This is a genomic window from Serratia sp. HNCC26DJ244 (genome assembly GCF_057180565.1).
This window is the reverse complement of the sequence record NZ_JBXUGO010000013.1, coordinates 104,517-124,690: the sequence shown is the minus strand read 5'-3', so window position 1 is coordinate 124,690 and position 20,174 is coordinate 104,517. Positions and strand designations below refer to the sequence as shown.

General features: G+C 48.8%; 19 protein-coding genes. 11 read left to right on the top strand and 8 right to left on the bottom strand.

Going from position 1 to position 20,174, the window contains the following annotated elements; genetic code table 11:
* Position 1: 1 nt before the first annotated feature.
* The 5 genes from sapD to pspF form a co-directional block, all read right to left on the bottom strand.
* Positions 2-994, bottom strand: a complete 993-nt coding sequence (gene sapD, locus AC2A06_RS12285; protein WP_023491677.1) for a putrescine export ABC transporter ATP-binding protein SapD — start codon at positions 992-994, stop codon at positions 2-4.
* Positions 994-1,884 (bottom strand): putrescine export ABC transporter permease SapC, encoded by an 891-nt coding sequence (gene sapC / locus AC2A06_RS12280; protein ID WP_023491678.1) that lies wholly within the window; start codon positions 1,882-1,884, stop codon positions 994-996. The genes sapD and sapC overlap by 1 nt, the downstream gene beginning before the upstream one ends.
* Positions 1,871-2,836 carry a putrescine export ABC transporter permease SapB gene (sapB, locus tag AC2A06_RS12275; RefSeq protein WP_023491679.1) on the bottom strand — a complete coding sequence of 322 codons (966 nt, stop codon included), beginning with the start codon at positions 2,834-2,836 and terminating at the stop codon, positions 1,871-1,873. Before sapB ends, sapC begins: the two co-directional genes overlap by 14 nt.
* Positions 2,833-4,494: an ABC transporter substrate-binding protein SapA gene (sapA, locus tag AC2A06_RS12270; RefSeq protein WP_484380457.1), complete on the bottom strand. Its 1,662-nt coding sequence runs from the start codon at positions 4,492-4,494 to the stop codon at positions 2,833-2,835. Before sapA ends, sapB begins: the two co-directional genes overlap by 4 nt.
* A gap of 129 nt (positions 4,495-4,623) precedes the next feature.
* Positions 4,624-5,625: a phage shock protein operon transcriptional activator gene (gene pspF / locus AC2A06_RS12265; RefSeq protein ID WP_484380456.1), complete on the bottom strand. Its 1,002-nt coding sequence runs from the start codon at positions 5,623-5,625 to the stop codon at positions 4,624-4,626.
* A gap of 317 nt (positions 5,626-5,942) precedes the next feature.
* Here pspF and pspA point away from each other — a divergent pair, with 317 nt between their 5' ends.
* From pspA to ycjG, 7 genes are all read left to right on the top strand, one after another.
* Positions 5,943-6,608 carry a phage shock protein PspA gene (gene pspA, locus AC2A06_RS12260; protein ID WP_473197704.1) on the top strand — a complete coding sequence of 222 codons (666 nt, stop codon included), beginning with the start codon at positions 5,943-5,945 and terminating at the stop codon, positions 6,606-6,608.
* Between the two features lie 59 nt (positions 6,609-6,667).
* Complete coding sequence (gene pspB, locus AC2A06_RS12255) at positions 6,668-6,895, top strand: envelope stress response membrane protein PspB (RefSeq protein ID WP_473197705.1); 228 nt, start codon at positions 6,668-6,670, stop codon at positions 6,893-6,895.
* Entirely contained in the window at positions 6,895-7,335 is a 441-nt protein-coding gene (gene pspC / locus AC2A06_RS12250) for an envelope stress response membrane protein PspC (RefSeq protein ID WP_484380455.1), read from the top strand. The genes pspB and pspC overlap by 1 nt, the downstream gene beginning before the upstream one ends.
* Before the next feature lie 148 nt (positions 7,336-7,483).
* A complete protein-coding gene (locus AC2A06_RS12245; RefSeq protein ID WP_023491686.1) occupies positions 7,484-8,881 on the top strand; it encodes a YcjX family GTP-binding protein in 1,398 nt (465 codons plus the stop codon).
* Positions 8,878-9,939, top strand: a complete 1,062-nt coding sequence (locus tag AC2A06_RS12240; protein ID WP_484380454.1) for a TIGR01620 family protein — start codon at positions 8,878-8,880, stop codon at positions 9,937-9,939. Before AC2A06_RS12245 ends, AC2A06_RS12240 begins: the two co-directional genes overlap by 4 nt.
* A 145-nt stretch (positions 9,940-10,084) precedes the next feature.
* Positions 10,085-11,668 carry a transcriptional regulator TyrR gene (tyrR, locus tag AC2A06_RS12235; RefSeq protein WP_484380453.1) on the top strand — a complete coding sequence of 528 codons (1,584 nt, stop codon included), beginning with the start codon at positions 10,085-10,087 and terminating at the stop codon, positions 11,666-11,668.
* A gap of 2 nt (positions 11,669-11,670) precedes the next feature.
* The gene (gene ycjG, locus AC2A06_RS12230) at positions 11,671-12,636 is read left to right on the top strand and encodes an L-Ala-D/L-Glu epimerase (RefSeq protein WP_484380452.1); all 966 of its coding nucleotides are present in this window, start codon (positions 11,671-11,673) and stop codon (positions 12,634-12,636) included.
* Between the two features lie 36 nt (positions 12,637-12,672).
* Here ycjG and mpaA read toward each other — a convergent pair whose 3' ends face one another.
* The gene (mpaA, locus tag AC2A06_RS12225; protein WP_484380451.1) at positions 12,673-13,380 is read right to left on the bottom strand and encodes a murein tripeptide amidase MpaA; all 708 of its coding nucleotides are present in this window, start codon (positions 13,378-13,380) and stop codon (positions 12,673-12,675) included.
* A gap of 165 nt (positions 13,381-13,545) precedes the next feature.
* Here mpaA and AC2A06_RS12220 point away from each other — a divergent pair, with 165 nt between their 5' ends.
* From AC2A06_RS12220 to AC2A06_RS12205, 4 genes are all read left to right on the top strand, one after another.
* On the top strand, positions 13,546-15,180 hold the full coding sequence (locus AC2A06_RS12220) for a peptide ABC transporter substrate-binding protein (protein ID WP_484380450.1): 1,635 nt from the start codon (positions 13,546-13,548) through the stop codon (positions 15,178-15,180).
* Between the two features lie 168 nt (positions 15,181-15,348).
* Positions 15,349-16,683: a vWA domain-containing protein gene (locus AC2A06_RS12215; RefSeq protein WP_484380449.1), complete on the top strand. Its 1,335-nt coding sequence runs from the start codon at positions 15,349-15,351 to the stop codon at positions 16,681-16,683.
* 99 nt (positions 16,684-16,782) lie between these two features.
* A complete protein-coding gene (locus tag AC2A06_RS12210; protein WP_484380448.1) occupies positions 16,783-18,297 on the top strand; it encodes a sensor histidine kinase in 1,515 nt (504 codons plus the stop codon).
* A gap of 31 nt (positions 18,298-18,328) precedes the next feature.
* Entirely contained in the window at positions 18,329-19,030 is a 702-nt protein-coding gene (locus tag AC2A06_RS12205; RefSeq protein WP_023491696.1) for a response regulator transcription factor, read from the top strand.
* Positions 19,031-19,178: 148 nt separating this feature from the next.
* Here the strand turns inward: AC2A06_RS12205 and AC2A06_RS12200 are convergent, their stop codons facing one another.
* Both AC2A06_RS12200 and AC2A06_RS12195 read right to left on the bottom strand, forming a co-directional pair.
* Entirely contained in the window at positions 19,179-19,403 is a 225-nt protein-coding gene (locus AC2A06_RS12200; RefSeq protein WP_023491697.1) for a helix-turn-helix domain-containing protein, read from the bottom strand.
* A 10-nt stretch (positions 19,404-19,413) separates the two neighbouring features.
* Positions 19,414-20,007 (bottom strand): DUF2975 domain-containing protein, encoded by a 594-nt coding sequence (locus tag AC2A06_RS12195; RefSeq protein ID WP_484380447.1) that lies wholly within the window; start codon positions 20,005-20,007, stop codon positions 19,414-19,416.
* Positions 20,008-20,174: the final 167 nt, after the last annotated feature.

Here is a 20,174-nt window from a genome sequence, read left to right as displayed (position 1 = left end):
ATTACTGCTCCTCCATGTTCAATGGAAAGTGGCAAGCAAAGAGACGACCTCTTACTGAGCGCAGGCTGGGGGTTTCAATACATTTTTTCTGTGCGTAAGGGCAACGAGGCCCGAGTCGGCAACCTATTGGCAAGTGCTCCAGCGAGGGAATAGCTCCTGGCAAGGTGTTCAGGCGACTTTTATGAGGCAGTGAACGGCCAAAATCTGGCATGGCACGGATCAGGGCTTGTGTATAGGGGTGATGCGGCGCAGCAAGCAAGTCTTCGCATTGCGCGCTCTCAACGGTTTGACCGCAGTAGAGCACATTGACCCGATCCGCCCATTTACTCATCATCTGCAAATCGTGACTGATCAACAAAATGGTGGTGTTATTGTTCTGATTCAATCCAGCCAGTAGGCGAAAGATCTGTGCCTGGGTCGTTGGCTCCATGGAGTTGGTTGGCTCATCGGCAATCAGCAATCTGGGTTGATTGGCTAACGCGATGGCGATCATCACTTTTTGGCATTCACCTTCGGTTAACTCATAAGGAAAACTCCCCATAATATCTTTATGGTCCTTAATACCTACACGATGCAGCAACTCAATCGTCCGGCGTTTACGCCAGTTAAACCGTTGCCACCAACGGCCCTTATAAGTCCAGCGAGGGATCGCCTGCGCTATCTGGCGACCAATGCTTTCAGAGGGATCGAGACAGGATTGGGGTTCCTGAAAAATCATCGATACATCGCGGCCAACCAGCTTGCGTCTTTCCCGCGGAGTGAGTTTCAACAAGTCGATATCGTTAAAGCGAAAGCGGTCGGCAGTAACGTGCCAGTTATCATTGGTGACGCCGCAAATTGCTTTGGCGATCAAACTTTTTCCTGAACCGGACTCCCCGACCAGACCGCGGATCTCACCTTCGGCCAGTGTTATACTGATGCGATCAACCGCTTTAACCGGCCCTTCAGCCGTCATAAATTCGATGGTTAAATTGCGAATATCAAGCAGCGCCATTATTTCACCCCCGCATTAATTGCACGGCGCATACCGTCACCCAATAGGTTGACCAGCAACACACTGAGCATAATAGCGGCACCCGGTAACATCACGGCCCAAGGAGCCACGTAGATGAGCTCCAGGGAATCGCCTAACATTGCCCCCCACTCGGGGGAAGGGAGTTGTGCACCGAGATCAAGGAATCCCAGCGCGGCAATATCGAGAATAGCCATCGATAGCGCACGGGTGAATTCAGTTGTTAGCACAGCGGCAATATTCGGCATAACGGCATACCACAGGATTTGTAATGTGGAAGCGCCATCTAAACGTGCAGCCACCACATACTCTTTTTCCAACTCATCATGCACGGCGCTGTAGATGGTACGTACCATGCGAGGTAACAGCGCCAGCCAAACCGCCAACATGGCGTGCTCAAGCTTTGGCCCGATAAATGCGACTACGATAATTGCCAATAGTAAGGAAGGGATAGACAGTAGCGTATCAAGGATATGGTTCAATACTGCTGAGAGCAGGCCACGGGTCACCCCAGCGAAAACCCCCAGAATAACGCCAACCACAGCGGCGGCGAGCGTGACCAACAATGCGGAGCCGAAAGTGGCAGCGGCACCATTTAGCAAGCGGCTGAGAATATCGCGCCCCAAATCGTCGGTACCCAAAAAGAACGACACATTGCCGTAACGGGACCAAGAGGGCGGCAACAATTGAGAACCTAAAAACTGTTGATCCAGCGCATAAGGTGCCAACAGGCTGCCAAACAGGGAAAGCAGCAACAGGCTAATCACGCCATACAAACCAATCATCGCCAAGGTATCAGCGTAAAAAATCCGCCAAGTGTAAAGCGCCGGGCTCGGCATTTTCTTTTCGCGATAGACATTATCGAAGGGCATACCATTCCTTATGTTTTAGCGGGTTGGTGGCAGCACCAAGAATATCGGCCAGCACATTGATGGTAATCACCAATGTACCGATAACCATCACTCCAGCAGAGATAGCCGCAAAATCTTGTTGGCGGATAGCGCTAATCAACCAGCGGCCCAAGCCAGGCCAACTGAAAACGACTTCGGTGATCATAGCCAGTGTGAGCATGGTAGAAAACTGCAATCCAAGTTGTGGAATGATGGGGGGCAAAGCATTATGCAGAACATGACGATGAATAATGGTAAACCGCGATAGCCCACGAGTTGCCGCAGCTTTGATATAGTTTTGGCCGAAAACACTGTCGGTACTGATGCGCATCAGACGGATCACTTCGGTAATCGGCGCAACCGCCAGTGCGGTAATCGGTAACACCATATGGCGCAATGCGCTGGCGATCATCTCGCTGCGATAAGGTGAATCGGAGAGCCAGGCATCAACTAGCGCCAAGCCAGTGACATGATCTACCTGATAGAGCATGTCAAAACGCCCAGAAACCGGCAACCAACCCAGGTGTAGTGAAAAGTACAGCATTAACAGCAAGGCCAGCCAAAATACAGGGATTGAAAAACCCAGTAGTGCAAAGGTACTGATGGCGGTATCTTGCCATTTGCCACGCATCACCCCTGCAATAAGCCCCAAAGGGATCCCGATAAACAGAGCCATGGTAAAGGCCAGAAAACACAATTCCATGGTGGCAGGGAACACTTCTCTTAATTGCTCGCTGATGGCCTGACCATCGATGCTGGAAATACCGAAGTCGCCATGCAGCAAGCTGGATAAATAGAATTGATAGGCATCCAGCAGAGCAGCGCCATTAAGTGGCGCTCGCGGGGTAAAATAGCTTAGGCTGAAGCTGACCAGGGTCAGTAAGAATAAGGTGATCAACAGCAGCAACAGGCGGCGTAAGATAAAGATTATCACTTTTTCACCTCTTCCGTTGTTGTCTCACGGTATACCCCAGCAAATGACGCATTACCAAATGGGCTCAATACCAGCCCTTTAATATCATAACGGTAGGCTTGTAGACGTAAAGAGGAGGCCAATGGCAGCACCGGTAATTGCTGCTCAATAATTTTTTGCGCCAATTGGTACTTGTCGATACGTTGCGACAGTTGCTGCGATAGTAATGCTTGCTGGAGTAATTCATCAAAACTGGGGTCGCACCAATGAGCGTAATTGGTCTGTGAGCGAATTGCCGCGCAACTGAGCAATGGGCGGAAGAAGCTGTCTGGGTCATTACTGTCAGTGGACCAGCCTGTCAGCGTCAGATCGTGATTCATCTCCATCAGACGAGCTTCCTGAAAACGACCTTCTATCGGCACAATAACCAGATTAATACCCACCTGGGCCAAATCTGCCTGCAACAGTTCTGCCATTTTTAATGGGCTTGGGTTGTAAGATTGAGAGGCAGTGGGGACCCACAGTGTCAGATCCAGCGACTCAATGCCTGCTTCGCGCAACATTTCACGGGCCTTGGCTGGGTCGTATCCGGTTATATGGGTATCGTTATTATATGCCCAGGAGGCACGCGGCAAGATGGAGGCTGCGGCTTCCGCGGTGCCATAGTAAATTGACTGCATCAAACGCTGATTATTGATGGACAAGGCAATCGCCTGGCGAACTTTCAGATTGTCGAGTGGCGGTTTGCGGGTATTAAAAGCCAAGTAGGCGATGTTCATACCGGGTCTCAGGGTCAGGCGCAGGCGAGGGTCGTCACGCAGAATTGACAACTGACTGGCGGCTGGGTAAGCCAGTACATCACACTCACCGGTGAGTAACTTGGATAAGCGGCCAGTCCCCCCCACGCCGGTATCGATCACCACCTGGGACATCCGAGGTTTCCCTTTCCAGTAGAGATCATTGCGTGCCAGACGGATGTATTGCCCGGAGCGGTACTCACTCAGCAGAAAAGGGCCGGTACCAACAGGTTCACGGTCAATCATACCGGGTGTATTGTTCAACATCAGTTTTGTGGCATATTCCGCTGAGAGCACTGGGGCATAATGGGTCGCCAGGTGCCAGAGGAAAGAGGCATCAGGGGCTCGCAGGCGGAATTCGACGGTATAGTCATCCAGTTTCTTTACGCTTTGTACTGAGTCCACAAACTGCAAACTGTCGAAATAGGGGTATTCGCCGCCATTGACGTTGTGGAAGGGATGGTCAGGGTTAAACACCCGCTCAAAGCTGAACACCACATCGTCAGCATTCATTTTACGTGTCGGTTGGAACCAGGCTGTGGTCTGGAAAGGCACGTCTCTACGCAGATGAAAACGGTAGGTTGCACCGTCATCCAGTATCTCCCAGCTCTGTGCCAGCTCCGGGATCAAACGATAGGTATAGGGGTCAACGCCTAATAACCGGTCATATAATTGGGCGGCTAGAGTATCAACGGTCAAACCGCTACTGGCCATCTGGGGGTTAAAGGTATTCAACACCCCGTTGACACAATATACGAAACCGCTCTGGCGGATATCCGCTGGCGCTGATGTTGTTGCTGGTGTTGTTGCAAAAGCAGCGGTTGCAAAAGCAGAAGTTGCCAGGCAACTCAGCGACATTATCCAAAGAGGTAAAGCACGCATAGACGTTTCATGGGTTATTAAGCAATAGTGTTATTGTATCGCACTATGGCGAACAGCCCAAACCCTTGAATAAAATGGTTGCGATTTCTACGATATTAATCGTGCCCAGTCCTCAGGCTGGTATCGTTATCAGGTAGCTTCGTTACCCTGTAACAATGCATGTTTTTTTAAAAGGCCACGCAGTTGGTGATAAGTTAACCCGAGCAGGTCGGCCGCTTTGCGCTGGTTAAAACGCGCTTGTTTCAATGCCACTTCCAGCATGGCTTTTTCTTGCTGATGTTGCCAAGTCTTCAAGTCCAATGGTAAGGCGGGTAAATCAGCGGTTGGTTGAGCCGTCATGTTATCAATCCCTTCCGCATGCTGAGCAAAGGGGTTGATAATGATCTCATTGAGCTCATGTTCACTTGAACTGTGCCGATACACTGAGCGCTCCACCACGTTTTTCAATTCACGCACGTTACCCGGCCAGGGGTAACCCAGCAGCACGTTACGCGCATGTTCACTAAACCCAGGGAACAGAGGTAGCGAAAGTTCGCGACACATCTGAATAGCGAAATGCTCAGCCAATAACATGATATCTTGCTGGCGCTGACGTAATGGGGGTAATTGCACTACGTCGAATGCCAGGCGATCCAAGAGGTCAGGGCGGAATTTACCGGCTGCAGCCAGAGCAGGGAGATCATCATTAGTGGCGCAGACCAGACGCACATCCACATGCAGCGACTGACTGCTACCGACCCGTTCCAGATGACCATATTCGATCACCCGCAGTAGCTTTTCCTGTACCAGCATCGGTGCAGTCGCCAATTCATCAAGGAATAGGGTGCCCCCGTCAGCTCGCTCAAAGCGACCAAGATGGCGTTTCTGTGCGCCGGTAAAGGCACCAGCCTCATGACCAAAAAGTTCAGAATCCAGCAAATTTTCATTGAGGGCGGCACAATTGAGCGAAATAAACGGCCCTTGCCAACGATTGGACAGGTAGTGCAGGCGGTGTGCAATCAACTCTTTACCGGTCCCCCGCTCGCCAATCACCAGTACAGGTTTGTTGAGTTTCGCCAATTGCGAAACTTGCTCTAGCATCTCAACAAAGGAGTTTGCCTCGCCTAGCAGATTCTCTAACGCGTCACTCATGATTAAATTGACCAATATTTAGTGAAAATACTCACTTTACAGTAAATCCAAAGAGAGTCAAAAATAAATAATCATTACTTTTCAATCAATTAAAAGTTGGCACGTATCTTGATAATACAATGAGGTAAGACAGCAATGAGGTAAGGCAGTAATGGGGCAAGACTGTAGTGGTGCAAGACAGAATTGGATCAATACAGTATGGAAGCCATGTCGTATCAAGGTAATTATGTTTTATGGCGAGTAATTTAACTTAACTCGGCGCGTTATGACCCCAGTTGATGCAAATTTAAGCCAACAACCCGAAGAGGACGTAAATTATGAGTATTTTTTCTCGTTTTGCTGACATCGTGAACGCCAACATCAATACGTTACTGGACAAAGCTGAAGATCCACAAAAGTTGGTGCGTTTGATGATCCAGGAAATGGAAGATACATTGGTTGAAGTGCGCTCCACTTCAGCGCGCGCTTTAGCAGAAAAAAAGCAGTTGCTGCGTCGGATTGAGCAAGGAGAAGCCCAACTCAATGAGTGGCAAGAAAAAGCTGAGCTGGCACTGCGTAAGGATAAAGAAGATCTGGCGCGTTCGGCGCTGATTGAAAAGCAAAAAGTTTCGGCATTGATGACTAAGTTACGTCAGGAAGCGGAGACGATTGACGAAACGTTGGCACGCATGAAGAGTGAAATTGGTGAGTTGGAAAATAAACTGACCGAAACTCGCGCACGTCAGCAGGCATTGACCTTGCGCCATCAAGCTGCTTCATCTTCTCGTGATGTGCGCCGCCAACTGGATAGCAGTAAGTTGGATGAAGCCATGGCGCGTTTTGAACAGTTCGAGCGACGTATTGATCATATGGAAGCTGAGGCAGAGAGTATGAGCCTGGGTAAAAATAAAACGCTGGACCAGGCCTTTGCCGAACTCAAAGCAGACGATGCCATCAGCGAGCAGTTGGCAGCCTTGAAAGCCAAGATGAATCGTTCTGAATAATTTGCTAATGCGGTTATCTTTGTATGACCGCACTTACTGGTCAACAAGAAGGAATTGAAATGAGCGCGCTATTACTGGCCATTCCATTGACAATATTTGTGCTGTTTGTCGCCCCGATTTGGCTATGGCTGCATTACAGCAATCGGCAGCAGAGTGGTATTCAATTAAGTCAGCATGAAATGCAACGTCTGGCACAACTGGCGCAAGATGCTGCACGTATGCGTGAACGTATTCAGGCGCTGGAAGATATTCTTGATGCGGAACATCCCAATTGGAGGGAGTCGTAATGAGAAAAAATCAAGAAAGAAGGAATTATGACCAAGGGAGTGACTACCAAACCGGAACCTCTGGTGAGAACCGCTGGCAGCAGACCGGCGCAACAGGCAATAAAAAATTATATCGTGTTCCTGAAGAAGGGATGGTGAAAGGGGTTTGTGCCGGCTTGGCACACTATTTAGAGGTGCCGGTACTGTTGATCCGCGTGATTGCTGTACTGTCAGTGTTTTTTGGTTTGTTTGCTTTTACCGTAATTGCCTATATCGTTCTGACCTTCACGTTGGATGAAGCCCCAGCGAGTAGCTATCAGGAGGCACAAACCGCTACACCACGCCAGTTGCTTGATCAACTGACGTATCAACTTGGCAGTGGGGAGCAGCAACTCCGCCAAATTGAGCGCTACGTCACCTCTGACACCTTTGGTGTACAGAGCCGTTTTCGCAAACTGTAACCTTTTATACCCAAGTTCAATGGAGTTGCAGGTAGGCGGCAAACGAGAACGTCCCGATGAGCTTACTCAAGTCAGTGATTCGGGTGAACGAGCATAGCCAATACTGCTACAGCTTCATTGATGACGGGTAAATATTCGTTGGAGAGCAATGAAACGATTGCAACATGAGCTTACTTCGCTGCTCAACCGGGGCATGGACCGCCATTTACGTTTGGCGGTAACCGGGCTGAGCCGCAGTGGTAAAACAGCGTTTATCACCTCGTTTGTCAACCAACTGCTGAATATTCACAGCGGCGCTCGTCTACCCCTATTTTCGCCAGTGCGAGAAGAGCGCCTGCTGGGGGTTAAACGCATCCCTCAACGAGACTTCGGGATCCCGCGCTTCACCTATGACGAAGGATTGGCACAGCTCTATGGTTCACCGCCAAGTTGGCCAACACCAACGCGCGGCGTCAGTGAAATCTGTCTGGCGTTGCGTTACCGCTCAAGTGACTCTCTGTTACGTCATTTTAAGGAAACCTCGACGCTGTATCTGGAGATTGTTGATTACCCCGGTGAGTGGTTGCTGGATTTACCGATGTTGGAACAGGACTATCTGGCGTGGTCACGGCAGATGGGTGGGTTACTGCAAGGGGATCGGGCCAAATGGGCGCAACCTTGGTTAACCTTGTGCCAAGCACTTGATCCATTACAGCCGGCTGATGAAAACCAATTGGCAGAGATTGCTCAGGCCTATACCGATTACCTGCTACAGTGCAAGGCACAAGGGTTGCACTTTATCCAGCCGGGTCGTTTTGTATTACCCGGGGAATTGGCTGGCGCGCCTGCGTTGCAGTTTTTCCCTTGGCCAAATATTGCCGAGCTGGAGGACCCTCGCTTAGCGCAAGCGGATAAAAACAGCAATATAGGGATGTTACGCGCGCGCTTTAATTATTATTGCCAGTCGATCGTCAACGCCTTTTATAAAGAGCATTTTGTTCGCTTTGACCGCCAGATTGTCTTGGTAGACTGTTTGCAACCTCTCAACAGTGGTCCACAAGCGTTTAATGATATGCGCTTGGCACTCACCCAACTGATGCGCAGTTTCCACTATGGTAAACGGACCCTGTTTCATCGTCTGTTTTCACCGACCATTGATAAACTGATGTTTGCTGCCACCAAAGCGGATCACATTACTGCTGATCAGCATTCCAATCTGGTTTCATTGTTGCAGCAACTGGTGCAAGAGGCTTGGCAGAACGCAGCATTTGAAGGTATCAGTATGGATTGCCTCGGCTTGGCTTCGATACAGGGGACAGAAAATGGCACTGTTGAACACCATGGGCAACGAATGGCTGCACTGAAAGGCCACCGGCTAAGTGATGGTGAACCATTGACGGTATTCCCCGGTGAGGTGCCAGCCCGTTTACCTGGCCCGGCATTCTGGCAGCAACAAGGTTTCCAGTTTGACCAATTTCGCCCAGGTGTGATGAGCATTGAAAGTCCATTGCCGCATATTCGCCTAGATGCCGCGATGGAATTTTTATTGGGAGACAAATTACGATGAGTGAACCGCTAAAACCGCGTATTGATTTTGAACAGTCGTTGCAGCCGCCAGAAGAGCCAGTGCTGCGCGCCAGTATGGCATTTGATCAACAACAGGCTGAGAATTTTTACCCTACCTCGCCGGAGCTGGAACAGGAAGAAGAAGAGGGGCGCGCGGAAGGGATCATCAATGCGGCATTGAAACCCAAGCGTAGCCTATGGCGTAAAATGGTGAATGCGGGCTTGCTGCTGTTCGGCATCAGTGTGATAGCCCAAGGTGGGCAGTGGTTGCATAGCTCTTGGGTTCAGCAAGATTGGATTGCCCTCGGTGGTGGCGTCGCCGGGGGATTAGTGGTATTTGCTGGAATTGGTTCATTGGTGGGCGAGTGGCGGCGGTTATATCGTTTGCGCCAACGAGCGCAAGAGCGTGATGAGGCCCGCGAATTATTACACAGCCATGGCTTGGGTAAAGGACGCCAGTTCTGCGAACAGTTGGCGCAGCAGGCGGGGTTGCCAGCAGGTCACCCGGCATTACAACGTTGGCAGGCTTCACTGCATGAAACCCAAAACGATCGAGAGGTGGTGGTGTTGTATGCCAAGCTGGTACAACCGGTACTCGATAGCCAGGCTCGGCGGGAAATTAGCCGTTCGGCCGCCGAGTCAGCACTGATGATTGCTGTCAGCCCACTGGCGTTGGTGGATATGGCATTTATTGCCTGGCGCAATATTCGGCTGATTAATCGTATTGCGACCTTGTATGGCATCGAACTGGGGTATTTTAGCCGAATACGGTTATTCAAGCTGGTGTTACTGAATATCGCCTTTGCTGGTGCGTCTGAATTGGTGCGGGAAGTGGGGATGGATTGGATGTCACAAGATATTGCGGCTCGTCTTTCAGCACGGGCAGCGCAGGGGATTGGTGCAGGACTGTTAACGGCGCGCTTAGGCATTAAAGCGATGGAGCTTTGCCGCCCTTTGCCTTGGCTAGAGGGGGATAAACCCAAACTTGGCGATTTCCGTAAACAACTTGTCGCACAGTTAAAAGAGACAATGAGCAAAAGTGGCTCTCGGCCGCAATAAATCGCGGTTCAATCGCTTTTTGGTCGCCGCTGGAATAAGAAAACAGAGTTCTGTCAACTTTTGCTGACAGATGACTTCTTCTGTTCGGAGGGAGGGAGTATCATGGTGAGATATTCCCGCACCTGCAGAGATAAGGTCAATACTGATGCGTTTGGAAGTATTTTGCCAAGACCGTCTCGGTCTTACTCGAGAATTACTCGATCTTTTAGTATCCCGCGGCATCGATTTACGTGGTATTGAAATTGACCCCATCGGCCGTATTTATCTGAATTTTTCCCAACTCGATTTTGATGTTTTTCGTGCCTTGATGGCTGAAATCAGGCGAATCGATGGGGTCACTGATGTGCGCACGGTCAACTTTATGCCTTCAGAACGTGAACACCGGGCATTACGCGCGTTATTAAAATCAATGCCGGAACCGGTATTTTCCATTGATATGAAAGGCAAGGTAGAGCTTGCCAATCCGGCTGCACAGATATTGTTTAATTTCAGTGAAGATAAAATCCGTCATCAGACCGCCAGCCAGCTGATTAGTGGCTATAATTTTGGCCGTTGGTTGGAGAGCGAGAATATCGCGTCCCATTCCGAGCGTGTGGTGGTCCACAGTCAGGATTTCCTGATGGATATCACCCCCATTTATCTGGAAGATGAGCAGCAGCAGGGGGCCCCGGTGGGTGCCGTGGTGATGCTAAAATCGGCTGCGCGTATGGGGCGCCAGCTACAGAGTCTGGCAGTCAATGATGACAGCGGTTTTGAGCAGATTGTCGGTGTCAGCCCGAAAATGCGCCAGGTACTGGAACAGGCGCGTAAATTGGCGATGCTCGATGCGCCGTTGCTGATTGTCGGCGACACCGGAACGGGTAAAGATATCTTGGCACGTGCCTGCCATCTGCGTAGCACGCGCGGAAAGCAACCTTTCCTGGCATTAAACTGTGCGGCATTACCCGATGATGTGGTTGAGAGTGAACTGTTTGGGCATGCTCCTGGGGCTTATCCCAATGCGTTGGAGGGGAAAAAGGGTTTCTTTGAGCAGGCGAATGGCGGCTCAGTGCTGCTGGATGAGATTGGCGAGATGTCGCCACGCATGCAAACTAAACTGCTACGTTTCCTGAATGACGGTACTTTCCGCCGTGTAGGGGAAGAGCATGAAGTGCATGTGGATGTGCGGGTGATCTGTGCAACTCAGAAAAACCTGGTTGAGCTGGTGCAGCGTGGAGAATTCCGTGAAGATCTCTATTACCGCCTTAACGTATTGACGATATCTATTCCTCCTTTACATCAACGCCCACAGGATATTTTGCCACTGACGGAACTGTTTGTGGCGCGCTTCGCCGATGAACAAGGGGTACCAAGACCGAAGCTGGCGAGTGATCTGAACAGTTTCCTCATCAAATACAGTTGGCCGGGTAACGTTCGGCAGTTGAAGAATGCCATCTATCGTGCTCTGACACAGACGGATGGCTTTCAACTGCGCCCGCAAGACATCATCTTGCCGGAATTTGAAGTGGAAATGTCATTGGCGGATGAAGTGTTGGATGGGTCGTTGGATGATATCAGCAAGCGTTTTGAACGCTCGGTGCTGACACGTCTTTATCGTACTTACCCCAGCACACGTAAACTGGCCAAACGCCTGGGGGTTTCACACACCGCCATCGCCAACAAATTGCGTGAGTATGGGCTGAGTAGCCGTAAGCTCACTGATGACAGTGAGGATGTTATTCAGGAGTAACGATGAGAAGCATGCGTTTTTATTCTGAATCCTGGCCGTTGCATACCGCTTTTGTGATAGCGCGGGGTAGTCGCACACAAGCCAATGTGGTGGTGGTAGAGATTGAACAGCAAGGCCACTGTGGCATCGGTGAATGCACGCCTTATCCCCGTTATGGTGAGAGCGAAATTTCAGTAATGGAACAGCTTGCTGCGGTCGCTGATGCTGTAGCACAAGGGGCAACGCGGCAAGATTTACTACATCTGATGCCTGCGGGTGCAGCACGCAATGCTGTTGATTCTGCGTTATGGGATTTGGAATGCCATCTTACTGGTCGCGACCGCTGGCAGCTTAGTGGTGTAGTGGCGCCAACCCGTGTAGTGATGGCGCAAACAGTCAGTATCGCAGCACCTGAAGCCATGGCATTAGCGGCTAAAACGTTGCAGCAGCAGGGCGCCACCTTACTGAAAATCAAACTGGATAATGATTGGGTTGATGAAAGGATGCGGGCGATCCGTAACGCTGTGCCACAGAGCACATTAATCGTCGATGCTAATGAGTCTTGGCAAGAGCAACAATTAGAGGCTCGTTGCCATTTGTTGGCAGAGTTGGGGGTTGCCATGCTAGAGCAACCGTTACCTGCCAATAATGACCATGCCCTGCAAAATTTTGTCCATCCACTGCCGGTTTGTGCTGATGAAAGCTGCCATACCACGGCTGACCTGCCGCGTTTGGCGAATCGTTACCAAATGTTCAATATCAAGTTGGATAAGACGGGGGGCTTGACCGAAGCACTGAAACTGGCTGCACAGGGGCGAGAGCAGGGGTTTGATATCATGCTCGGCTGCATGTTGTGTACTTCTAGAGCGATCACTGCTGCATTGCCGTTGGTACCAGGCTCACGTTTTGTTGACCTTGATGGCCCAACCTGGCTGGCAAAAGATGTGGAGCCAGGTCTGGCCTTTGAGTGCGGAGCCATTGCGCTGTAGGCATGGAATTGTAGGTGCTGAATTGTAGGTACTGAATCAATCACCATAGGTCAGTAATTCCACCATGGCATCCAGGTAAGTTTCACTGGCGGCATCAGCAGAGATGGGTGGCAATTCAGCGGTGATACAGGGTAAAGATAAATCCGCACACCAACTGCCAAAAGAACCGGGTGTTTCATAACCGACGCTGGTGACCAATGGCAGAGCAAACTTATGGGCAAGCCACTCTCCTAATCTGGACTTTTGCGGGTCTTCCATGCAGGCCAGGGGTTCATGGAATGACACTACCCAAACTGGTTTTAAGCGATAAATGAGATGGCATAATCCCTGGGTTTCAGGTTCGGAACCGGGCCTCCCGCCGGTAGATAGCCGCACATCGCGTGTTTTGGCGCTACTGTTCCAACGATAAACTGTCTCCCCGGAACGCCAATTGGCGGCTGGAAAATTGCGGTTTAGATCAACACCATTGGCATTGGCGCGTAGCCCAAGCTGGCAACCATCGGGGTTGACCGCCAGGATCACATGATGACGCAACTGATTAGGCTCAATACTACGTAATGCGCAGGATAGGGTGACCACCGCAGCAGTTTCATCACCATGGGTGCCTGCTATCACCAATCCGGTGTTCGGGCCCTGGATGGCAGCGGGGAAGTAGAGTAACGGTGCACCTAGCACTGATTTGCCATACTGCTCACCAGCAGTGGTCAGTTGGCCACGTTCACTCTGTGGTCGGTGTTGGATCATGCTGTGATTCCTTCATGCCAAAATAAAGAAGCTGTGGTGATGTTCAGTGTATTATGCTTTAACTTAATTTTCACAGTCTGTTAGGCGAATAAAGCGCTTCTGGCCGTCTTGCGGCTTGAAAGGCGATAGGAATGCATGATAAAAATTTTGCATGGTTAATCAATAATGGCGGAAAGAAAAATGCAGCAGAGTTTTCGTTTGGCACTTTGTGCGCTGGCGATCAGCGCAGTGATGGGTAATGCAATGGCCGCCCAGGTTCCTGCTGGTACTTTGCTGGCGGAAAAACAAGAAATTGTCCGTCATATTAAAGATGAACCGGCATCACTGGATCCCATTAAAGCCGTGGGGTTACCAGAAGCGCAGGTGGCGCGTGACCTGTTTGAAGGTCTGGTGAATCAGGATGCGCAGGGCAATGTGATCCCTGGTGTTGCGGTGAGTTGGCAAAGCAATGATAACCAAACCTATATTTTTACCTTACGTAAAGATGCCCGCTGGTCAAATGGTGACGTTGTCACGGCAAAAGATTTTGTTTATAGCTGGCAACGGCTGGTTGACCCCAAAAATACATCGCCATTTGCCTGGTTTGCCCAGTTGGCAGGTATCCAAAATGCCGAAGAAATTATTGCTGGCAAAATGCCGGTGGATAAACTCGGGGTAGTGGCGTTAGATGACCATACGCTGAAGGTACAGTTAAATAAACCGGTACCTTATTTTGCTAGCCTGACGGCGAATTTCAGCCTGTTCCCAGTGCCTAAAGCCACCGTTGAAAAATATGGCAGTGACTGGACCAAAGTCGGTAATTTGGTGGGGAATGGGGCGTTCAAATTGCAAGACCGCGTGGTAAACGAAAAGTTGGTTCTGGTACCCAATGAGCATTATTGGGATCACGCACAGACGGTACTGACTAAAGTCACCTTTGTGCCGATTAATCAGGAATCCAATGCCACCAAACGCTATTTGGCTGGGGATATCGACATCACCGAATCCTTTCCAAAAACCATGTACCAAAAGTTGCTGAAAGATATTCCTGGTCAGGTCTATACACCGGATCAACTGGGCACTTATTACTACGCATTTAATACCCAACGGGCACCTACCAACGATGTCCGGGTACGCCAAGCATTGTCATACGCGATTGATCGGCAAATTATTGCCGAAAAAGTGCTGGGTACTGGTGAAAAACCTGCCTATCATTTTACACCGGATGTCACCGCTGGCTTTAAACCACAAGCTAATCTATTGCAACAACAGACCCAGGAAGAGCTGAACGCTCAAGCCAAGGCATTGATGCAGGCAGCGGGTTATGGTCCGAATAATCCGTTAAAACTCACTCTGCTCTATAACACGTCCGAGAGCCATCAGAAGATAGCGATTGCGGTGGCCTCAATGTGGAAGAAAACATTGGGTGTTGATGTCCAATTGCAGAATCAGGAATGGAAGACCTATATCGATAGCCGTAATACCGGTAATTTTGATGTGATACGCGCTTCCTGGGTGGGGGATTACAATGAGGCTTCGACTTTCCTGTCGTTACTCACCTCTTCCCATACTGGTAATATCGCCAAATTCAAAAATCCGCAATATGATCAGTTACTGGCGCAGGCCAGCCGTGAAACCAATCCGACGCTGCTCACCGCCGATTACAATAAAGCGGAACAGATGATTGCGGAAGAAGCACCAATAGCGCCAATTTATCAATATACCAATGGTCGTTTGATTAAACCGTGGGTGAAAGGCTACCCAATCACTAACCCGGAAGATGTCGCTTATAGCCAGCAGATGTATATCTTGAAACATTGATTTACTGTGCTGTTGATACTCTCAATCATTCGAGTTGCTGTTTCTGCAACTCGAATGAAGAGCAGGAGAGTAACTTTTACGATTTTTTGACATCTTTATACAGCAGAAAGACATCTTGTTGTTCAAGATAGGCAAGAATGCATTGGATTATTTTACTGGAGTATCACCATGAATCTAAAATGTATTCTTGCGCTATTCGCGTTATCGGTATTGCCTTGGGGGGTCCAGGCTGAGAGTACGGCCCCAAATAAAGTCATCGTCAAATCTCAAGTGGCTTCTCCCGTTGTTCTGGAAAACAGCCAAGAAAAAAACTACCTGAAAATTTCGCTGGTAGGTTACCCGCAGGCTATTGCACAGCGTCACCCGATTAATCTGGCGCTGGTGATTGACCGTTCGGGATCAATGGACGGTGAGCGGATCATCAATGCCAGAGATGCGGCCATTACGGCAGTTAATATGCTCGACAGCAATGATACCTTGTCGATAGTGGCTTATGACTCTGAAGCTGAAGTGATACTGCCAGCGACGAAAGTAAAAAATAAGCAGCAGATAATTAATGCAATAAGACGTAGCATTGAATCAGGCGGCAGTACCGCCTTGTTTGCTGGGGTTAGCAAAGGGATCCAGCAGGTGAGCCGTCATCTGGATAAAGAACAGATAAACCGTATTATTCTGCTTTCTGATGGTCAAGCCAACGTCGGGCCAACCTCCAATAGTGAATTAGCCGAGCTGGCCAGAGTCGCTGCCAAAAAAGGTATCGCCATTACTACATTTGGTATTGGTGAAGATTATAACGAAGATCTGATGACCACCATTGCCAGCTATAGCGACGGAAATCATGTGTTTGTAAAAAATGCCAATAATCTGGAAGGAATATTGGCCCATGAATTTAATGATGTGATGTCAGTGGTAGCACAAGATGTCGAGGTGGTTATTACCACGCCGGAGCAGGTGACACCCGTACGTTTGCTTGGCCGCGATGGCACTATCAGCAAGAACAAGGTGAAGGTAAAACTTAACCAACTGTATGCCAACCAGGAAAAATATGTCTTGTTGGAAGTGGTTCCAGCAAAAGGGCAGCATGCGGAAACCAAACTGTTGGCTGATGTGAGTGTCAGTTATGCCAACCTCAGTAGCAAACGGGTTGATACTGTTGATGAAAAGGTGAATGTCAGTTACAGCCAGTCCTCACAAGAAGTGAATTCAGCCCAAGTGGATGATGTGATTGTCGATTCAGCTATTCAGAAATCAGCCATTGAAAATGAGCGCGCGATACAGTTGATGGATAAAGGGCAAATGGAAGAAGCTAAAGCGGTCATTAGCGGCAATGCAGCGGAATTACAAAGCTTGAAACTCAAAACACCGGAAGCCAGGCAGAAAGCGGAATCCAGTGCGCAGATGAACAAGAAGATGGTGGAAGAGTTAGATAATGAAAGCAAGGCTTCATCGCGTAAGGCGGTAAAAGAACAAAATTTCAATATTAAAACGCAGAAGAATCAATAATCGTTTTGATTGCTGGCTGCAGGCAGTTGCAGCCGGCATCAACAGAGTCTAAAGCAGAATTCCATTGGTGACAGTGTCACCAACCCTCCAAGGAGCCAGATGTTCAAGCGCAGAAGTTTAATCATTTTTGTCATGATGACGCTGGTGATTTTCAGTTTGATCACTTATCTGGGTGTGCGCACCATCGAGCACGAGGTATTGCAGCGTCACTACCAATCCAAGATATTGGCACAGACGCGCGCCGCGCAGATGAGCACCAGTATCATGGATATTCTCCAGCAGAAAGCGACACGTCTGGACGCCATTATGGATTATGTCCAGCGCGATGATGACTCCTTTAAAAAGCTGATTGAGCAAGACAGTGATGTTAATGCGGTTTTTGTATTGCAAAAAGGTCACTTGCTGTATCCCAAGGATAATGAGCCACTGAGTCAACAAGAGCATGCCTGGTTGCAGATGATCGCCCCCCTGGTGGATGACCCTTCCTTACTTTACAGCCATAGTCTAAAAAACGAGCATGCGGCGCCGCAATCAGGCTGGTTTATCGGCGGAGAGCTTCAGGATGCGCTACTTATTTATTGGCGTAATAAAGGTAGCGACACGCTAGGATTTCGCGTTTCTTATATCAATTTACTCTCTGATGTCATCAATGCTGCCCAAGTGGATTTTGGCAACGATACGTTGGTCGTCAGAGAGAATGGGCGGGTGCTGTATCAGAGCAACCCCTATCGGCTATTAGATGAAAAACGACTATTGGAACAGCAAAACCTGCCATATCCACTTTCGGGCTGGCAGGTTAGTTATTATGGTCAGCCAGTCAACACATTGGCGGTATACCTCTGGGGTGGGATATTTATTCTGCTAATGCTGGCCAGTATTGGGTTTATTCTCTTCCGTCTATACCGTGAATATACGCAAAAAACACGCTTGGCGCGTCAACAGGTGAATTTTGTTAGCCAGGTATCCCATGAGCTGAAAACCCCACTGACTAATATCACACTCTATGCTGAGCTACTGAAAGAGGAATTGACTGATCAGCATGGTGGTCAGCTAGGCTATTTGAATGTGATTATTGGCGAGAGCCAGCGCTTATCCCGTCTGATCCAGAATATTCTCACTTTTACGCGTGAACCCAAGTTGTATCTTCAGTCAGTGGATGTCAGCCAATTAGTCACACAGATTGCGCATACCTTTACACCTTCCCTGCAGGCTAAGGGAATGGCGCTGGTTGTGACAGTGGCTGAAAATGCGCTGGTGAATTCTGATGTAGACCGTCTGACGCAGATTATCAACAACTTACTCAATAACACAGAGAAGTATGCCGCTACAGGAAAGCAAGTTGACCTACAAGTGGTTGCCCATGCGGACTATGTTGATATTCATGTACGGGACTATGGGCCAGGTATCGCTGATAAAGAGTTTGAAATGATTTTCATGCCTTTTTACCGGGTAAAATCAAACATTACTGAAGGGGTCTCAGGCACAGGTATTGGTTTGACGATCGCTCAGCAACTGGCACACAGTTTAGGTGGCAAGATCTCGGTGACAGCACTGTCTCCGGGGGTGCGTTTCACGCTACGGTTGATGCGCAAAGCGCCCGCTACGGCGGCATAATGATCCATCGTGATAATCCCAAGGGAGAATGATGAAAATACTGGTGGTTGAAGATGATACCAATATTCGCCAAGGATTGGTTGAAGCGCTTTCCCGTGAGGGATACACGCTGATTGCTGCGGAAAACGGCAAAGTGGCGCTGGAAAAATACCAGCAGCAAAAACCAGACTTTATGATTCTGGATATCATGATGCCAGAGATGGATGGTTATCAGGTATGCCGTGAAATCCGCAAACAGGATGAAGATATCCCGATTATTTTTTTATCGGCCAAAGATGAAGAGATTGATCGTGTGGTGGGGTTAGAACTGGGTGCTGATGACTATATCAGTAAGCCATTTGGCATTCATGAAATTCGCGCCAGAATTAAAACCATTGCTCGGCGTTGTTTGCGTAGAAATAACCCGCAACCGGATACCCGTTTCTGCTTTGGCGACTTGACCGTCTATCCCAATGAGTTGTGTGCACTACGCCAGACAGAGCGTCTGGAGTTATCGCTGCGTGAGATAAAAATTCTGGTTTGTCTTTATCAGCATAAAAATCAAGTGGTAACTCGGGAAATGTTGTTCGACGCGGTCTGGGGTTATGACTATTTACCCAACAGCCGCACCCTGGATCAGCATATTTCTAAACTACGCAAAGTGATTGAACAGGATCCCAACAACCCATTATTGATTCGCACGGTACATGGGGTGGGCTATCGTTATCAAGTGACGTCAGATTCACCGCGATAACCCCACGTTAAGACGACATCTAGTGGAATAGCGGGGGAATGGCAGTTCGTTGGTATTCTGTTGGGGATTATGAAACCTCATCCCTGAGGTTCTCACTTGCTGATAAAACGGAAGAACCATATTTATGATCTAGCTGCTCTCCCGGCAGCTATTCATTGTCTGGCTTTGTTTCATCAGAATAAATTAATATATCTCCGGGCTGACATTCTAAATAGCGACAAATTGCATCCAGAGTAGAAAAACGTAACCCTTTCACTTTACCTTGTTTTAGCAGAGAGACGTTTTGTTCTGTAATACCAATGACTGACGCTAAATCTTTAGACTTCATTTTTCGCTTGGCTAACAGCACATCAAGTTTCACGATGATTGTCATAGTAATACCTTTAAATAAACTCTTGATTTTCTGTGTATATCATACTTGCCTGTTGCAATATGTGAGCAATGATGGTGATGCAAACAGCGAGGAATAAGGCAACAACATCTTGTACGGTGAAACTAAACGAGATGAATTGTTGACCTTCAGGCGCTTGCATGGTCAACCAAATGCTCAGTAAAGGCTCACAAAGAAAGGTTAACAGCGTCCAGATGGCAATAGATTTACCCACTCGTCCCAAATGTTGTGCGGCAGTGACGGAAAAATAGGCTTTTTGTGCATAGGTTTGAAAAAGCAGACGCAACTGATAGAGCCCAAACACCAGTGCAAGCAGTGGAATGCTGGATAAAATAATAGCGCCGGCAATTTGCCATCCTGGCAGCGATGCTACATTAACTTTGCTGTCACTGATAAAGGTCTCCGTCAGAGAAAACCCCAAGCCATGCCCGGCAATATTGCTAGGAAATAACCAAGCGACCACGTTCAGCAAGATCATCATGATAAGAAAAGCGAGAGTGATGGTAGCCATCCGTTTGCTTAGGACTGAAATACGTGTTGTTGACATAAGAACCTCTGTTTTATGAGTATCAGGAAGTGCAATCATGCCAATAAAATTATCGTAAAACAATAATAATTTAATGTTTAATGTTGTTTTATTATTGTTTTATTTAAATTCAAAAGCTTATCTTTTGATCAGCAACACCAAAAGGTCAGCAGACTTGGCGATTGATGTGAATAGCGTGTCGCTTGGCAAGCCCCCAGTCTGTAAGG